Genomic DNA, 15303 nt, shown 5'->3' with positions numbered 1-15303 from the left:
GTGTGGTGGCGGTCTTGGTGGGGGTGGGCGTCGGGGTGTTGCCGCCCCCTCCGCCGCTGCCGCCGCCGTCGGACGGGGCGGAGGTCTCGTCGGTGGGAGTGGCCTGCGTCCCGCCGTCCGTACCGCCGGTGGACGCGTCCGGGTCCGCGGACTCCTCGGCCGTCGAGCCGGTGTCCTTCCCGCTTCCCTTCCCGTCGCCCTTCCCCTTGTCCTTGTCGGAGGAGGGCGAGGTGGTGGGGGAGGGGGAGGACGAGGCGTCGGCGGCGGTGCTCTCGGCGGCCGTCGCCGCGGCCGGGGCCGTGTTGTCGGGGGCCGGGCGGGTGAGGAAGAAGGCGCCCGCGGCGAGGGCGCACACGGCGAGGCCGGCCGCGACGGCGAGGTACGTCTTCCGCCGCTTCCGTCCACCGCCGTCGCCGTCGCCGAGCGTGGACGCCCGCGTGGAGCCGGGAGTCGGCAAGGCCGACTGCCCCGCACCAGTACCCGCACCCGCACCCATACGCGTACCCAACTGGACGGTCTCGTGCGCACCGCCCTGCTGGTCCTGCACGAGCTGCTGTACGGGCACCCGTTCGAGTACGTCGCAGGCCTGCCGTCGGGCCAGCAGCCGGCCGGCCAGCGGCTCGTGCCAGGAGGGGACGCGGCCCTGACCGGCGGCCGTGGCGGCCTCCGTCAGCCGGCCCGGGGTGGGACGGCCGGCGGGGTCCTTGGAGAGACAGGCCGACAGCAGCGCGGCCAGCTCGGCGTCCCGTGCCGCGAGTCCGGCCATGACGTCGGCCTTGGGCTCCTCGAACGCGACCCGGTGCATCACGTCGACGCCCGTCCCGTCGCCGAACGGGGCGTGCCCGGTGGCCGCGTAGATCAGGCTCCCGGCGAGCGAGAAGACGTCGGAGGCGGTGTCGCAGCGGCCCTCGCGCAGATACTCGGGCGCCATGAAGGCGGGCGTACCGACCCGGCTGCCGGTGGAGGTGATCGCACTGCTGTCGGCGGCCTGCGCGATGCCGAAGTCGATGACGTGCGCGCCCTGTTGGGACAGGATCACGTTGGACGGCTTGAGATCGCGGTGTACGACTCCGGCGACGGCCAGCGCCGACAGGGCCTGTCCGAGATCGCCGACCAGCCGCCACACCCCCTGGCATTCGAGGGTGCCGCACTCGCGGACGGCGTCGGCCAGGTTGAGGCCGGGCACGTACTGCGTCGCCATCCACAGCAGCGAGTCGTCGAACCCGGTACCGAGCAGCTGCGGCGCCTGCGCCGAACGCACCCGGGCGTGCAGGGACGCCTCCCGCTCGAACCGTCGGCGGAAGCGGGGGTCCTCGGCGTACTCGGGACGGATCACCTTCACGGCGGCGAGGCCGGGAGTGCCGTCGGCGGGGCGGGCGAGGTAGACGCGGCCCATGCCGCCGCTGCCGAGGAGGCCGAGGGGCAGGTAGGGGCCGATGCGGCCGGGGTCGGCGGGGCGCAGCGGGGTGGCGCCCGCCTGCGGCAGCGCGGTGTCGCCGTACACCGGTGTGTACGGCGACCCGGGTGGCTGGTCTGTCATGGGTCCCCCGACGGGTTTGCCTGGCGCAACGTGCCCTTTTGTCACGTCAGTTGACGGTCGAGAGACTATCGTTCCACGGTGCCTGGAGTGCACGCCGTCGAGACCTCGGCAGCCTCAGCAGCTGGCGTATGTGTAGGACGCTGGTTTCCAGCCGACGTTCGGGATGTGGATCCGGTAGACACCGGTCGAGCTTCGGTACAGGAAGAAGGAGTTCGCGTCGCCCTTGTAGCGCAGCTTCGTCCGGTACGCGCCGCTGTCGTAGTCGGTCGACACGTACTCGATGTTCTTGTCGACCGCGCCGAAGGTCTCGGTGCCGACCTTGCCGTCGATGTCGGCGCGGAGAAACGGGTCGCCGTTGCTCTTCTCGGCGCCCTCGGCCCACAGGACCCACTGCCAGAGCGCCGTGGCGTTGGTGTGCGCGTACGAGCTGGTGGTCAGCGTGCCTTCGTCGCCGAAGTCGTCCTGGAACTCGTAGGCGCCGGAGACGTAGCCGTCGGATGCGTTGGCGGAGGCGGGTGCCGCGCCGGCGGCGAGCGCCCCGGTGACCACGGCTGCGATCATGGCGCTCAGTCTCGCCCGTCGGGTGTGGATCAGCGTCATGTCTCTCTCCGTTACGGAAGGGTGTCGCAGTGGCCGGTGGTGCTCTGCCACTTCAGCTTGTCGCGGGTGTTGGGGCCGTAGACGCCGTCGTTCTCGAGGTCCAGACGGGCCTGCACGATCTCCAGCTCTTCCTCGGTGATCCGTCCGAAGTGGCCGTCGACCTCCACTCGGGTCCGCTTGTGGCAGTGGCGAAGCGACTTCTGGATCGCCTCCACGTGGGGGCCGGAGGCCCCTCGCGCGGTGATGCAGTTGTCGGTGCTGCCGTAGGCGGGGATGTTGGCCAGCTCGTGGCCGTTTCCGCCGTTGATGAAACGGCCGAGCGTCTTGTTGCACCAGTAGGTGGCGGCGTTGGCCTGGCCGGCGGTACCGGCCACGCCGAGACCGGCCAGCAGCATCGCGCCGGCCGCCACACCCGCCTTGGCGCGCAGCATGCGGGACTCCTTCACGGGCTCCTCTTTCGACCTTCGGGTTGTGGTCCAGGCCATGGTGAACAGAGCGGGTCGGCGGGGGAACCTGCAAAGTTCCAGGTACCGCGCGAGACGGGTGCTCTCCAGGCTGATGCCGCGGCGGTGACACCCGTACGTACACCGCCAAGATCAGCGACCACGTGACCACCACCAAGAGGAACAGCGGCGATTGCGCTGGCCTCGCAGCACAAGGACTGCGACTGCAGCACTGCCAACGTCCACACCCTCAACCCGTAAGGCTCCCCCGTTCGTCATGCGTGCAGCTCGCACCACACCGTCTTGCCGGCCGGTGTCAGCCACACGCCCCAGCGCCGGGTCACCGCGTCGAGCAGCAGGAGACCGCGCCCGGTCTCGTCGTCCTCGCCGGGACGGCGCGCGATGAGCCAGGCGTGCGGGTCGGGGTCGGTGACCTCCAGGCGGGTACGGCCGTCCGGGGTGAGGAACAGGCGGACGGTCACCGGGGTGGCCTCGCCCACGTGGGCGATCACGTTCGTCAGTAACTCGCTCACACAGAGCTGGACTTCGGGACAGGGTGAGCCCAGGTGCTCGCGTACGGCGTGACGCACCTCGGGTACGGCCTTGGGGAGCGCGAGCAGGTTGAGCACGAGGGGTCTCACCGGGCCGCCGCCTTGCGCAGGGCACCGATCAGCGCGCGGGCGGTGGCCTGGTTGCAGTTGCCGAGTGCGATGAGGGGGCGCGGGGGGAGTGTGCCGGCGAAGGTCGGCAGGTCGACGCCGAGCGAGGGCAGCGTGATGCCGTTCGCCTCCAGCGCGGTGCGGAGGTCTTCGACGCAGGTGTCGGTCTCGTGGTGGGGGTGCATGGGGGACGCCTCCATGTGCGTTCTGTGATGAATCACTCACAGGCTGGCGTCGAGTTGCGTACCGTGAAAGGGGTTTCGGGTGTGCATGAGCAAGTGAGAAACGGCGGTGGTGGGTTGTGCCCGCGAAGAAGGACCCGGACGCGTCGATGAGCGTTCCCTGCTTCTACGGCGCCGAGTTGCGCTGGAAGCGAGAGCAAGCAGGGCTGACGCTGGAGCAGTTGGTGGAGGGGAGCTTCCGGGGGATCTCGTTCCTGAGCCAGATCGAGCGTGGCGAGCGGGGAATGCCGATGGACTTCGCCCGACATGCGGACGAGCGGCTGGGGACCGACGGGTTCTTCCAACGCCGGTGCGAAGACGCGGCGAAGGCGCGGCGGGCGGGGCACGCGTGGTACTCCGCGGACGTCACGGACATGGAGAAGACAGCGCTGACACTGGAGGAGTGGGCACCCAACGTCGTCCCCGGGCTTCTCCAGACCGGAGCGTACTTTCGGGGGCAGATTCAGTATCAGGACCCGGAAGCGTCACCGGAGGTGGCTGAGAAGCGTGTCAGTGCCCGCTTGGCGCGTGCGGAGTTGTGGAAACGCGAGGATCGGCCCACCTATTGGGGGATCCTGCGGGAGTCGGTCATCCGGAGAACGCCGCTTCCTCCGGCAGTGATGGCCGAGCAGGTGGAGCACATCCTCGACGTCATCCGGTCCGCGCGGGGTGTTCTTCAGATCGTTCCGGAAACGACCCCCTGGCACCCGCTCGCCCACGGCATGGCCAAGTTCATGACCTTCGCCGACGCCCCGCCGCTGGTGTACACCGAGGGCGATCACAACGGAAAGATCGTCGACTATCCGGCCGAAGTGCAGGCGTACCGTCGTAAGTACGATCTGCTCAGGGCCGTCGCGCTGCCACCAGAGGCGTCCCTGGCGTTGCTGGAAGATGCAGTGAGGACCTATAGAGATGAAGCTCAGCAAGGGGATTGACCCGGTCTCTGCCGCTTGGCGCAAGAGCAGCTACAGCAACCAGGAAGGCGGCGAGTGCGTCGAAGTCGCCGACAACCTCCCCGGCGCCGTCGTCCCCGTCCGCGACTCCAAAACCCCGGAGGGCCCCGCGCTGGTGTTCCCCACCCGCGCCTGGGCCCTCTTCGTCGAGTCGCTCTGAGGCCGGCGGGAGCGGGAGGTACCTGAATAGTTTCAGGTACCTCGTAACGCCCTCGGCCGTCATCGTGGGAGCCCACCTGGCATCGACAACGGGGGTTTCCCATGAGCATCCGCAAGAGGTTCGTCGCCGCGGCCATGACCAGTGCACTCGCAGGTGCCGGACTGGTCGGAGGTACGGCCGTGACCGCCGGCGCGGCCACCACGCAGGGGGACGTGACCGCCCAGGCCTGTTACCAGGACTGGACGTACAACAAGCCGGCGGGCACTCGCTTCCTGCCGGAGAACTACCTCTACATCACGACGGACAACTGCGCCGACATCAACATCAAGACCGGCACCAGCCGCACGGTGCGGGTCTGCTTCTACGCCAGCGGCGGCGGTCTCAACTACTGCCAGAGCAGCTACAAGACCACCACCGCGAACCAGTGGAAGGTCATCGCCAGCGACGTGCTGGACGGCACCAAGTTCCGGTTCGAGTTCAGCAGCACGGCCGCGTCGACGGGCTACAGGGCCCACTGACTAGCCGTCCACCTCGTACTGCCCCACCTCGATGAAGTACCGCAGCTCCTCCGGCGTCCCGTCGATCACATCCTCCGCGGCCGAGCGCAACGCGTCGCTGATCGTCGGGTCGGCGAGGATGCGGGCGACGCGGACGCGGTCGTCCTCGGCGACGGCGAGGCGGTAGCCGGTCTCCAGGAAGGCGCGCAGGGCCTCAGGGGTGTTGGTGTCGAGGGCTTCGTTGGCCTCCCTGATGACCGCGCGGTCGGTCTTGGGGTCGGCGGTGGCGAGGATGCGGGCGATGGCGACGCGGTCGTCCTCGGCCTGGGCGATCCAGCGGCCGGTCTCCAGGAAGTACCGCTGGTCCTCGATGGTGCCGTCCATGGCCTTCTGCGCGGCGGCGTAGACGGCCCTGCCGGTGTCCGGGTCGGCGATGATGCGCATGATCGCGACGCGGACGTCGTCGTCGGACATGTCGTCGACGCCGGATCCGGCCACGTCGGACGCGGTCGCCACGGTCGTCGCCGAGGTCGCGGCGACGGCCGGGGTGGCCAGCACAAGCGCCGGGGTGAGGGCGGTCGCCACGAGGGCCAGGGCAGCACGGGTCGGTCTCACGTGTAAGCCTTTCTTCCAGGGTTACCGGTGAAACACATGTTCCCTTATGTGGTACGGGAGTTCACTGCCGGGACCCGGCAGTCTTCGATCCGGTCAGGCTTCGTCGGCCTTGCGCAGCGCGCTCCACGTCCGCGGCCCCACCACCCCGTCCGCGTCCAGCCCTGCCCGCTTCTGGAAGGTCACCACCGCCTTGTGCGTCAGCGGACCGAAGATCCCGTCCGCTTCGCCGACCTCGGTGATGCCATGCAGGTACCGGAGCAGGCACTGGGCCTCGTGGACCTGGCTGCCGCTTTCGCCCTGTTTGAGCGTGAAGTCCCAGGTTCTGTTCCAGCCGGCGGTGTAGGCACGGCCGTGCTTCTCGTCCTCGTACACCGCGGGCTTCTCGCAGGAGGCCGGTGTCGCGGCGACAGGGGTCTCGTCGCGGAGCGCGTACGGCACCGCCGTCGCGCCCAGCACCGCCGTGGCCGCGAGGGCCGCGATCAGCACCGGGCGGCGCCACCGGCGGGGCCGCAGCCTCGGCAGGCGGGCGGAGGGGGAGGAGCCCGCGGCCGCTTCGACGCGGCGCAACAGGGCTTCGGTGTCGGGGACGCGGGCGACGCGGGCCGCGTGCGTGGGGGCCAGACAGTCCTGGACGATCTCCCGCCAGGCGTCCGGGAGTCCGGGCGACAGACGCAGCTCCTCGGTGCCGCGCGCGTACCGCGTGGCCGCGTCCGTGCGGGCCTCCGTACTGCCGCCCGGCAGCGGGAAGGAACCGGTCAGGGCGACATGCGCGAGGACGCCGAAGGCCCAGATGTCGGCGGTGGGCCGGATGCGGGTGCCGCGTTCGTCGATCTCGGGCCACAGCAGCTCGGGCGGGGTGTAGTCGGGCGTGGCGAAGGCGGGGGCGTAGGCGTGCGTGCCCTCCAGTTCGGCGGCCATGTTGAAGTCGGCCAGCCGTACCGAACCGCCCTTCAGCAGCAGCACGTTGGCCGGTTTCAGGTCACCGTGCACCCAGCCGGCGTGATGCAGCTGGTGCAGGCCCTCGCAGATCTGGGCCAGCAGCGCCGGAGCCGACTCGGGCGTCGGGTCGTGCTTCAGTACGGCGTCCAGGGAGCCCTCGGCCAGTTCCAGGACCAGCACGGTGGCGCCGTCCAGCTCCGGGTGGCCGGGGTCGTCGACGGTCAGGGTGTCGTACATGCGGATCAGGCGGGGCGCGCGCAGCCGGCCGAGCAACTCGACCTCGCGCTCGGCCAGTTCCCGCAGATGCCGCAGCTGGCGGGGCGTGCGGGTGCCGGTGGGCAGGAACTTCAGGGCGGCCCGGGCGGGCAGCTCGGGGTCCCCTTCCTCGGCGAGCCGTGCCGCGTACACCGTGGCGAAGGCGCCGGACGCGAGGGGCTCGCGCACCTCCCAGGGGCCGACCCAGTAGCCCTTCGGGACGGGGACGGCGTAGGACCGGCCGGTCACCGCAGCGCCTCGGCGACGGGGGCCGACAGCACGGTCAGGTCGTCCTCGCGGACCAGGTCGAAGCGGAGCGCGAGGGAGACCAGGGACTCCTTCTTGCCGTTGACGCGCTGGCCGGGCGTGGCGGTGTCGGGGCCGGGGCGCAGCCGCAGCTTGAGCGCGAGGTAGTCGATGTTCCAGTACACGGCGGACCGGCTGACCGTCGGCCAGACGCCCCGCAACCGCTCCACCAGCTGCTCCACGGCCGGCAGCGAGGCGTGCGGCTCGCCGCGCAGCCGGGGCTCGCACAGGGCGGCCAGCACCGCGAAGTACCTGCTGGTGCGGTCCAGGGCGAACGCCGGGGCCGTGACGGGGCCGGGCAGGCCCTGGCGGTCGGCGCTGCGGAAGGCGTGGCGCGGGGCCCAGACGTCGAAGGTGAGCAGGTCGCCCGCGGCGGGCAGGACCACCCGCGCGAACTCGAACGGCACGGGCGCCTCGAGACGGCCCGGCGCGATCTTGAGGTGTTCTCCGGCGCCCTCGGGGTTCTCCACCACATAGGTCTGGTGCTCGCTGAGGTTGCTCAGCAGCCAGAAGGACCGGTGGGCGGTGATCTCCCCGGCGACCCGGGGCACCCCCTCGTGCGCGATGGTCAGTCCGCCGTTCGGCGCGGTCCTGCCGAACGCGAGGCGCTCACCGGTGGCGATCCGTATCTGCTCGTCCACACTGCCGCAGTCCGGCGGCACGACGATGACGCTGTACATGGACCTGTCCCCCTCAAGATCCCCAGTTCAACGTTCAACGGGAAAAGGGTAAGGGAGACCTGATTGCGGGAGCGAAGGATTGGGACAGCATGGCGCGTCGCGGTGTCCGGCCCTCCCCCGAGGGAGCCGGAGGCCGCGACGCGCGATGCGAACCACGATGACGCCGGCCGGCCGCGCGCGGTACCTGAGAACTCTCAGGGTCACGCCTTCCGCGGCGGGGTGTACTCCTCGAGGTAGTGAGCGACACGGGCGGTGTAGTCGCGGTCCTGCGGCGTGTACTCCTTGAGGAAGTGGGCGACGCGGGTGGCGTAGGAGCTGGTGTTCGGGGGAACACCGCCCGCGTCGTTCACCTTCTTGTACGAGGTCCGGTACGCGGTGGCCAGCAGCACCCGGCGGTCGCCCGAGAGGTTGTCGCGCAGCCGGGGCTCGATGAAGCAGAGATAGCGGCCCACGGCGGGAATGGACTCGGAGGGTGTGATGGGCGGTCGGGGCGTCTCCTTCGCGGGCACACCGTCGTCCCGGATCCACCAGCGCAGCACGCCCGGTGTCCAGCGGGCGATGCCGTACTCGTCCTTGTCGGGATCGGCGAGATCCGGGTCGAAGTCGCTCTCCGCCTTCAGCAGCGCGGCGATCAGCGCGGGCGTGACCTCCGGCTGGACACAGTCGTGAGCGGAGTCGACGATCAGCCGGCGGTACGCCGCCGGGATGCCCTTGTCCGTACGCAGTTCGTCGGCGCCGTAGCTCGCGGGCGTCACCTTCTCGCTCTCCCCGCCCGAACCACCCGCGTCCGCCCACCTGCTGACGCCGTAGCCGAGTACGGAGGCGGCGACGACGGCGAGCGCCGTGGCCAGGATCCCGGTACGACGGGACCGGCGGCGCGGCAGCAGTCTGCGGGGCAGCCGGGGCGAACGGCCGGTGCCCGCCGCCGCCTCGACCCGGCGCAGCAGGTCCTTCGCGGGGATCCGGTCGGCATGCGTCCGGGCCAGGCAGTCCCGCACGATCTCCCGCCAGACGTCCGGGAGTTCGGGCGACAGCCGCAGTTCGTCGGTGCCGCGGGCGTAGGCGGCGGCCGCGTCGCGACGGGCCGTCGGGGTGGCGCCGGGCAGCGGGAAGGAGCCGGTGAGGACCAGATGGGCCAGCACCCCGAACGCCCACACGTCCGCCGACGGACGGATCCGGCGGCCCCGTTCGCCGATCTCCGACCACAGCAGCTCGGGCGGCGTGTAGTCGGGCGTCGAGAAGGCGGGCGTGTACGCGTGCGTGCCCTCCAGCTCCGCCGCCATGTTGAAGTCCGCGAGCCGGGCCGAACCGTCCGCCATCAGCAGCACGTTGGCCGGCTTCAGATCCCCGTGCACCCACCCCGCGTGATGCAGCTGTGTCAGCCCCTCGCAGATCTGCGCGAGCAGCACGGGCCCGCCGTCGGGGCGGGGCTGCGCCGCGAGCAGCGCCGACAGGGAGCCCTCGGCCTTCTCCAGTACGAGGAGGGTGGCGCCGTCGAGGGTGGGGCTCGCCGGGTCGTCGACGGTGAGGGTGTCGTACATCCGGATCAGCCGCGGCTGCTTCAGCCGGCGGTACAACTCGACCTCGCGCTCGACGATCTCGCGCAGATGGGTGAGCTGGCGCGGGGTGCCGGTGCCGGTGGGCAGGAACTTCAGGGCCGCCGACTTCGGCAGGTCCGGCCGCTCCTCGTCGGAGGCGACGCGCCTGCCCTCGTACACGCTCCCGAACGCCCCTGTGGCGATCGGCTCCCGCACCTCCCACGCGCCCACCCGGTACCCCTTGGGCACCGGCACGGCGTACGGCTCGGTCACCGCGCCGGCCGACCGGAAGCCGAGGCCGACGACGGCTCCCGCAGCGGCTCTCTCAGCACGACGAGGTCGTCCTCGCGCACCAGGTCGAACCGCAGCGCGAGCGAGACCAGCGACTCCTTCTTGCCGTTGAGCCGGGGACCGGTGTCCGCGGTGTCCGGGCCGGGCTTGAGCCGCAGCTTCACGGCGAGGTAGTCGATGTTCCACTGCACGGACGTACGGGAGGCGGCCGGCCAGTGCGGGCGCAGCCGGTCCACGACCTGGTCGACCGTGGGCAGCGCGGCGTGCGGCTCGCCGCGCAGCCGGGGCTCGCACAGCGCGGCCAGGACCGCGAAGTAGCGCTTGGTGCGGTCGACGGAGAAGGCGGGCGCGGTGGTCGCGCCGTCCAGGCCGCCGTCGGAGCTGAGGTAGTCGTGGCGCGGCGCCCACACCTCGATGGCCAGCAGGTCACCGGCCGCGGGCAGCACGATCCGCGAGAACTCGAAGGGAACCGGCGCGTCCAGCCGCCCCGGCCCCACCTTGATGTGCTCGCCCGCCCCTTCCGGGTTCTCCACGACGTACGTCTGTTCCCGGCTGAGGTTGCTCAGTATCCAGAAGGCGCCCTGCGCGGTGATCTCGCCCGCTCTGCGGGACACCCCGTCGTGCGCGATGGTCAGGTCGTTGTCGCCGGCGGAACGGCCGAAGCCGAGCCGTTCGCCGGGTGCCAGCCGGAGCTGGGCGCGGTCGGTCTCGTCCTCCGTGGTCGGCGGAGGTACCACGATGATGCTGTACAAGGTGCGTCTCCCCGTGCCTGACGGCTACCCACGTCAGATTAGGGGGACGCGGCGGGGCCGTGTCCCCCTCGTACGAGTGAGACACGGCCCCGGCGGTTAAATGGCGCGAACTCTTCAGTCCCGCGTGAATGTTCGGTGCGTTCGGTGAATCGTTCGGTGAAGCGCTCAGTAACGCGGGCGGTTGAACCACGCCTTGCCGTTGGCGTTGCCGACGAACACGGCGACCAGGATGGCCAGCACCGTGTGGGCCAGGCCGACGAGGACGAACGGGTAGATGCCGAGGACGGCGGTGATGATGGCGAAGACCAGGATCGTGACGCGCGCGCCGTTGCCGCCCGACTTGAACTTCGTGGCCAGCACGACGGCGAAGATCGCCCACGCGACGCCGAAGGCCGCGTAGCCCCACAGCACGCCGGCCGAGTCGCCCAACGCGTCCTGGAGGGCGGAGCTCTCCTGGGCCGTCGCGCTGTCCTGGAGGTCCTTCGCCGCGGCCGCGCCGAGAGCCATCAGCACCACGCCGATGGCCTGGAGGCCGACGATGACCCACAGCATCACGCGGGCCGCGCCCACCGAGCCGGGCATCGCCGTCATGGGGGCGCCGGCACCGTAGGGCTGCTGGACCGGCGGGGCCTGCGGGTAGCCGTAACCGGGCTGCTGCTGGGGCGCGCCCTGCGGGTAGCCGTAGCCCTGCTGGGCAGGGGGCTGCTGCTGCGGGTAGCCGGGCTGCTGGCCCTGGGGCGGGCCGTAGGGGTTGTTCGGGTCGCCGAAACTCATCGGGCGGTCCTTCCTCCATTTATGTCCAGTGCGGGGACGACGCGTGGCACGGCTCGGAGGAAGTTCTACGGATGCGGTTCGTCCCCCCGGTACTGCCCGCGGCACCAGCGTCACATCGTTCTTCAGCCCCCTCTCACTTGTCCAGCCGCATTCCCTATGTGTTGTGCAAGTGCAACATCACTGATCATGAGTGGATACGGGAGGAGATGCGGCGACGCAGGTGAAGGGAGACCCGGATTGGAACCGGGAGGGCGTCATCCGCGAGGATGGGGGGCATGACCGCCCAGATTCTCGATGGCAAGGCCACCGCAGCCGCGATCAAGTCCGATCTGACCGCCCGCGTGGCGGCGCTGAAGGAGAAAGGCGTCACGCCCGGCCTCGGCACCATCCTGGTCGGGGACGACCCCGGCAGCCAGAAGTACGTCGCCGGCAAGCACCGCGACTGCGCCCAGGTCGGCATCGCCTCCATCCAGCGCGAACTGCCCGCCACGGCGACCCAGGAGGAGATCGAGGCGGTGGTGCGGGAGCTGAACGAGGATCCCGCCTGCACCGGTTACATCGTCCAGCTGCCGCTGCCCAAGGGCATCGACGAGAACCGGATCCTGGAGCTGATGGACCCGGACAAGGACGCCGACGGCCTGCACCCGATGAACCTGGGCCGTCTCGTGCTCAACGAGCCGGCCCCGCTGCCCTGCACCCCCAACGGCGTCCTCACGCTCCTGCGTCGCTACGGCGTGGAGATCAAGGGCGCCGAGGTCGTGGTCGTCGGCCGCGGAGTGACCATCGGCCGTCCGATGCCGCTGCTGCTGACCCGGCGCAGCGAGAACGCGACGGTGACCCAGTGCCACACCGGGACCCGCGACCTGGCCGCGCACCTGCGGCGCGCCGACATCATCGTCGCCGCGGCGGGCTCCGCCCACCTGGTCCGCCCCGAGGACGTCAAGCCCGGCGCCGCCGTCCTCGACGTCGGTGTCTCGCGGGGCGCCGACGGCAAGATCGTGGGCGACGTCCACCCCGGCGTCGCCGAGGTGGCCGGCTTCATCTCCCCCAACCCCGGCGGCGTGGGCCCGATGACCCGGGCGCAGCTGCTGGTCAACGTGGTCGAGGCGGCGGAGCGCAGTGCCGGCTGAGGCGGGCTCCGGCAAGGCGGAGGGGATCGAGGAGATCGAGGTCCGGGACCCGGTGAGCGCCCCGGACACGGAGGGCGTGCCCCGGCGCACCACCCGACGCTTCCCGCTGTTCACCAAGGACACGGCACGCCCCGAGGGCGGCGGCCGCGCCGCGCCGGGTGACGCCCCGGCGCCCGCCCGGCAGTGGCCGGTGCTGCTGGTCCTGGGCCTGGTCGGCGTGGGCCTGCTGATCACCGCGCTCGACGTGTTCCGGGCCGGCACGCTGGTGATCGGCAGCGCGCTGCTGGCCGGTGCGGTGCTGCGCTGGTTCCTGCCGAGCGTCGGCATGCTCGCCGTACGCTCCCGCTTCACGGACATCGTGACGTACGGCGTGCTGGGCCTGGTGATCGTGCTGCTGGCGCTGATGGCGCAGCCGGATCCGCTGCTGAAGGTCCCGTTCCTGAAGGACGCGCTGCACTTCACGGTGGACAGCTGACGCCCGGGGGCCTTGGACCCTGTGTGTGACGGCGGCCCGTCCTCTCCCCCGAGGAAGGACGGACCGCCGTTTCGCGTCCACCCTCGGGCACGGCGAAGAGGCTGTTCAACGGCTGTCAGCGCGCTGTGGCACGGAAGTGACCGTTCCGCTACGTCCGGGCCGGTCCGGGGCGGTCCGGGAACCAATGCGCCGTCCCGTGTCGTCACCCGAACGGATCTGGTTCGGAGGTGAGCGATGGGTGCCTGGCAGCCGCTGCCCGACGATCTGCCGCCGGAGGTGCGGCATTTCGTGGAGCAGTTGCGGCAGCTCAAGGACCGTACGGGCCTGAGCCTGGTCGCGCTGGGCGCGCGTACCGCGTACAGCAAGTCGTCCTGGCAGCGCTACCTCAACGCCACCCAGCCCCCGCCCCGGCAGGCGGTCGTCGCGCTGTGCCGGGTCGCGGACGTCGGCAATGACGAGGCGGAGCGCTTCGGGGTGCGGTGGGAACTGGCGGTGCGGGCCTGGCCGAAGCCGGTGACCGTGCCGGTGCCGGTGGAGCGGGAGGGGGCCGTCGAGGGCGGCGGCGGCGAGGGCGTTGGCGAGGAGTACGAGGACGATCCCACGCTGCCGTGGTGGGACGCGCCGCCCAGCAGGTCCGGGCCGGCCACGGGGCGGCTGCTGGTCGTCGCCGTGGGGCTCGCCGTGGCGCTGGTGCTGGCGGCGGTGATCGGGGCCGTTGTGCTGGGTTGAGCGCGACGGGAGTGAAGTGTCCAAGTAGCCCGAATATGGCAGGTGTTACCTGAGAGTCCTTTTATGTGCGTTCTGTGTGTCGATGTGTTGACAAGTTCGCGGATTTGCAAGGAAGTCGTTCGGTAAGCGGGCTAGCGTGGTCGATCGGGACGTCCGGGGCGTCCCACTTGTTCTGTAAGGGCTTACTGCCAGGGTTGTGTCGGCCGGGGAGGGAGGCCGGTGGAACACTGGACGCGGTCCGATGGGCGTGCAACGGTGCATGGCCACGGTCCGGATGCTCCCGTGCGCCCCCACCCCGGGAACTGAGATCCTTGTCGGGCGCATCCCTGTGGGTAGCCAGAACGGGGACTCGGCAGAGGGCGTCACGCGCGGGGGAACGCGAGAAACACCAGCACGAACCGGGGGGAAGAGGGGGGAAGCAATGCCTCGTTGGAGGGCCTTGCCGGATGAACTCGATCCGCAGGTCAGGGAGTTCGCGAGCCAGCTGCGGCGGCTCGTGGACCGCAGCGGTCTGAGCATCGCGGCGCTGGCCGACCGGACGGGTTACAGCAAGACGTCCTGGGAGCGGTACCTGAACGGGCGGCTGCTCGCGCCCAAGGGTGCGATCGTGGCGCTCGCGGAGGTCACGGGTACCAATCCCGTTCATCTGACGACGATGTGGGAGCTCGCCGAACGGGCGTGGAGCCGTTCGGAGATGCGCCACGACATGACCATGGAGGCGATCCGGATCTCGCAGGCCCGCGCGGCCCTGAGCGAGTTCGGCGCGCCGCCGGCCAACGCCAAGAGCGGTACGAAGGCGGCCAAGGCCGCGCGCAAGGGCGGGAGCGCGACGGCGACGCCCGGGGTGGCGGGGCCGGCGGGCGTGGCCCCGACCGTGCCACCGGTGCCGGCCCAGCCGACGGCGCCGGAGGCGCGGGACTCTGCGGTACGGGATTCACCGGTACGGGACGCTCCGGTACGCGACGGTAGCTCGTCCGGGGCCAACTCGTGGGGTCTTGCGGGGTACCGGGGGCCGGCGCCGACGGGTGCGGGTGCCGGTGCTGGTCGTCCGTCGGGTGCGCCGGGTTCACCGGACCTGCCCGGTCATCCGTACGGCGAGCCTCCGCAGGGGCCTGTGCCCGGACCGGGCTCCTCCGGTGGGGGGAACGGCAAGCGGCGGCTGACGATGTTCCTCGCGGGGGTCGTCGGAGTGCTGGTCGTGATCGCCGCGGTCTTCTTCCTCACCGACGGTGGGGGCAAGAAGAACGAGGACGCGGTGCAGTCGCCCTCGCCGTCCGCCACGACGGATCCCGATCTGCCGGCCGGTGTGAAGTGCAGCGGTGACTCCTGTACGGGGAAGGACGCGGAGGCCATGGGGTGCAGCGGTGACCTCGTGACCACCGCCAAGACCGCGACCGTCGGTACGTCCGTGGTCGAGGTGCGCTACAGCGAGACGTGCGGTGCGGCGTGGGGGCGGGTCACGCAGGCCGGGCAGGGGGACGAGGTGGTGGTGACGGTCGGCAAGACGAAGCAGACCGGCACGATCAGCGTTGCCGGGGACACGATCGCGTACACCCCGATGGTGGCCGTGAAGGACGCGGGCGAGGCGAAGGCCTGCGTGACGCTGGCCGCTGGGCAGGAGGGGTGCACGCAGTAACGCCGAACGGGTTGTTCGTCGGGTGCGGGTGCGTGGGGGCTGATCGCGCAGTTCCCCGCGCCCCTTGAGGTCTTTCAGCCCGTCCGGCGTTTGAGGACGAGGCCCGTAGG

General features: G+C 71.0%; 18 protein-coding genes. 7 read left to right on the top strand and 11 right to left on the bottom strand.

Features of this window, described 5'->3' with window-relative positions:
- From L0P92_RS32985 to L0P92_RS32965, 5 genes are all read right to left on the bottom strand, one after another.
- On the bottom strand, positions 1-1540 hold a 1540-nt coding region (locus L0P92_RS32985), incomplete at its 3' end, for a serine/threonine-protein kinase (RefSeq protein ID WP_234766734.1).
- 114 nt (positions 1541-1654) lie between these two features.
- Positions 1655-2101 carry a hypothetical protein gene (locus tag L0P92_RS32980; protein ID WP_234766733.1) on the bottom strand — a complete coding sequence of 149 codons (447 nt, stop codon included), beginning with the start codon at positions 2099-2101 and terminating at the stop codon, positions 1655-1657.
- Positions 2102-2151: 50 nt separating this feature from the next.
- Positions 2152-2586, bottom strand: coding sequence for a peptidoglycan-binding domain-containing protein (locus L0P92_RS32975; protein WP_234766732.1), 435 nt, complete (start codon positions 2584-2586; stop codon positions 2152-2154).
- 272 nt (positions 2587-2858) lie between these two features.
- Complete coding sequence (locus tag L0P92_RS32970) at positions 2859-3224, bottom strand: ATP-binding protein (RefSeq protein ID WP_234766731.1); 366 nt, start codon at positions 3222-3224, stop codon at positions 2859-2861.
- Positions 3221-3427, bottom strand: a complete 207-nt coding sequence (locus L0P92_RS32965) for a hypothetical protein (protein WP_234766735.1) — start codon at positions 3425-3427, stop codon at positions 3221-3223. The genes L0P92_RS32970 and L0P92_RS32965 overlap by 4 nt, the downstream gene beginning before the upstream one ends.
- A gap of 116 nt (positions 3428-3543) precedes the next feature.
- Between L0P92_RS32965 and L0P92_RS32960 the strand changes: the two genes are divergently transcribed.
- The 3 genes from L0P92_RS32960 (at position 3544) to L0P92_RS32950 (ending at position 5094) form a co-directional block, all read left to right on the top strand.
- Positions 3544-4398, top strand: a complete 855-nt coding sequence (locus tag L0P92_RS32960; protein WP_234766730.1) for a helix-turn-helix domain-containing protein — start codon at positions 3544-3546, stop codon at positions 4396-4398.
- The gene (locus tag L0P92_RS32955) at positions 4376-4576 is read left to right on the top strand and encodes a DUF397 domain-containing protein (protein ID WP_234766729.1); all 201 of its coding nucleotides are present in this window, start codon (positions 4376-4378) and stop codon (positions 4574-4576) included. Before L0P92_RS32960 ends, L0P92_RS32955 begins: the two co-directional genes overlap by 23 nt.
- Positions 4577-4677: 101 nt before the next feature.
- Positions 4678-5094: a hypothetical protein gene (locus L0P92_RS32950; protein WP_234766727.1), complete on the top strand. Its 417-nt coding sequence runs from the start codon at positions 4678-4680 to the stop codon at positions 5092-5094.
- Here L0P92_RS32950 and L0P92_RS32945 read toward each other — a convergent pair whose 3' ends face one another.
- From L0P92_RS32945 to L0P92_RS32920, 6 genes are all read right to left on the bottom strand, one after another.
- Positions 5095-5688 carry an ALF repeat-containing protein gene (locus L0P92_RS32945; RefSeq protein ID WP_234766726.1) on the bottom strand — a complete coding sequence of 198 codons (594 nt, stop codon included), beginning with the start codon at positions 5686-5688 and terminating at the stop codon, positions 5095-5097.
- A 93-nt stretch (positions 5689-5781) separates the two neighbouring features.
- Positions 5782-7131 carry a serine/threonine-protein kinase gene (locus tag L0P92_RS32940; protein WP_234766725.1) on the bottom strand — a complete coding sequence of 450 codons (1350 nt, stop codon included), beginning with the start codon at positions 7129-7131 and terminating at the stop codon, positions 5782-5784.
- Positions 7128-7868, bottom strand: coding sequence for an FHA domain-containing protein (locus tag L0P92_RS32935; protein ID WP_234766724.1), 741 nt, complete (start codon positions 7866-7868; stop codon positions 7128-7130). The genes L0P92_RS32940 and L0P92_RS32935 overlap by 4 nt, the downstream gene beginning before the upstream one ends.
- A 200-nt stretch (positions 7869-8068) precedes the next feature.
- On the bottom strand, positions 8069-9679 hold the full coding sequence (locus tag L0P92_RS32930) for a protein kinase domain-containing protein (protein ID WP_234766723.1): 1611 nt from the start codon (positions 9677-9679) through the stop codon (positions 8069-8071).
- Entirely contained in the window at positions 9676-10449 is a 774-nt protein-coding gene (locus L0P92_RS32925; protein ID WP_234766722.1) for an FHA domain-containing protein, read from the bottom strand. Before L0P92_RS32925 ends, L0P92_RS32930 begins: the two co-directional genes overlap by 4 nt.
- 165 nt (positions 10450-10614) lie before the next feature.
- Positions 10615-11223, bottom strand: coding sequence for a hypothetical protein (locus L0P92_RS32920; RefSeq protein WP_234766721.1), 609 nt, complete (start codon positions 11221-11223; stop codon positions 10615-10617).
- A gap of 275 nt (positions 11224-11498) precedes the next feature.
- Here L0P92_RS32920 and L0P92_RS32915 point away from each other — a divergent pair, with 275 nt between their 5' ends.
- The 4 genes from L0P92_RS32915 (at position 11499) to L0P92_RS32900 (ending at position 15193) form a co-directional block, all read left to right on the top strand.
- Positions 11499-12353, top strand: a complete 855-nt coding sequence (locus L0P92_RS32915) for a bifunctional methylenetetrahydrofolate dehydrogenase/methenyltetrahydrofolate cyclohydrolase (RefSeq protein WP_234766720.1) — start codon at positions 11499-11501, stop codon at positions 12351-12353.
- Positions 12343-12828 (top strand): DUF3017 domain-containing protein, encoded by a 486-nt coding sequence (locus tag L0P92_RS32910; protein WP_234766719.1) that lies wholly within the window; start codon positions 12343-12345, stop codon positions 12826-12828. Before L0P92_RS32915 ends, L0P92_RS32910 begins: the two co-directional genes overlap by 11 nt.
- A gap of 234 nt (positions 12829-13062) precedes the next feature.
- Positions 13063-13557 (top strand): helix-turn-helix domain-containing protein, encoded by a 495-nt coding sequence (locus L0P92_RS32905; protein WP_234766718.1) that lies wholly within the window; start codon positions 13063-13065, stop codon positions 13555-13557.
- A 421-nt stretch (positions 13558-13978) separates the two neighbouring features.
- Positions 13979-15193, top strand: a complete 1215-nt coding sequence (locus L0P92_RS32900; protein WP_234766717.1) for a helix-turn-helix domain-containing protein — start codon at positions 13979-13981, stop codon at positions 15191-15193.
- Positions 15194-15303 lie beyond the last annotated feature (110 nt).

Source organism: Streptomyces muensis, from assembly GCF_021474425.1.
GTDB lineage: Bacteria > Actinomycetota > Actinomycetes > Streptomycetales > Streptomycetaceae > Streptomyces > Streptomyces muensis.
Note: the sequence above shows the minus strand (reverse complement) of the source record. Positions and strands in the feature narration are given on the sequence as shown.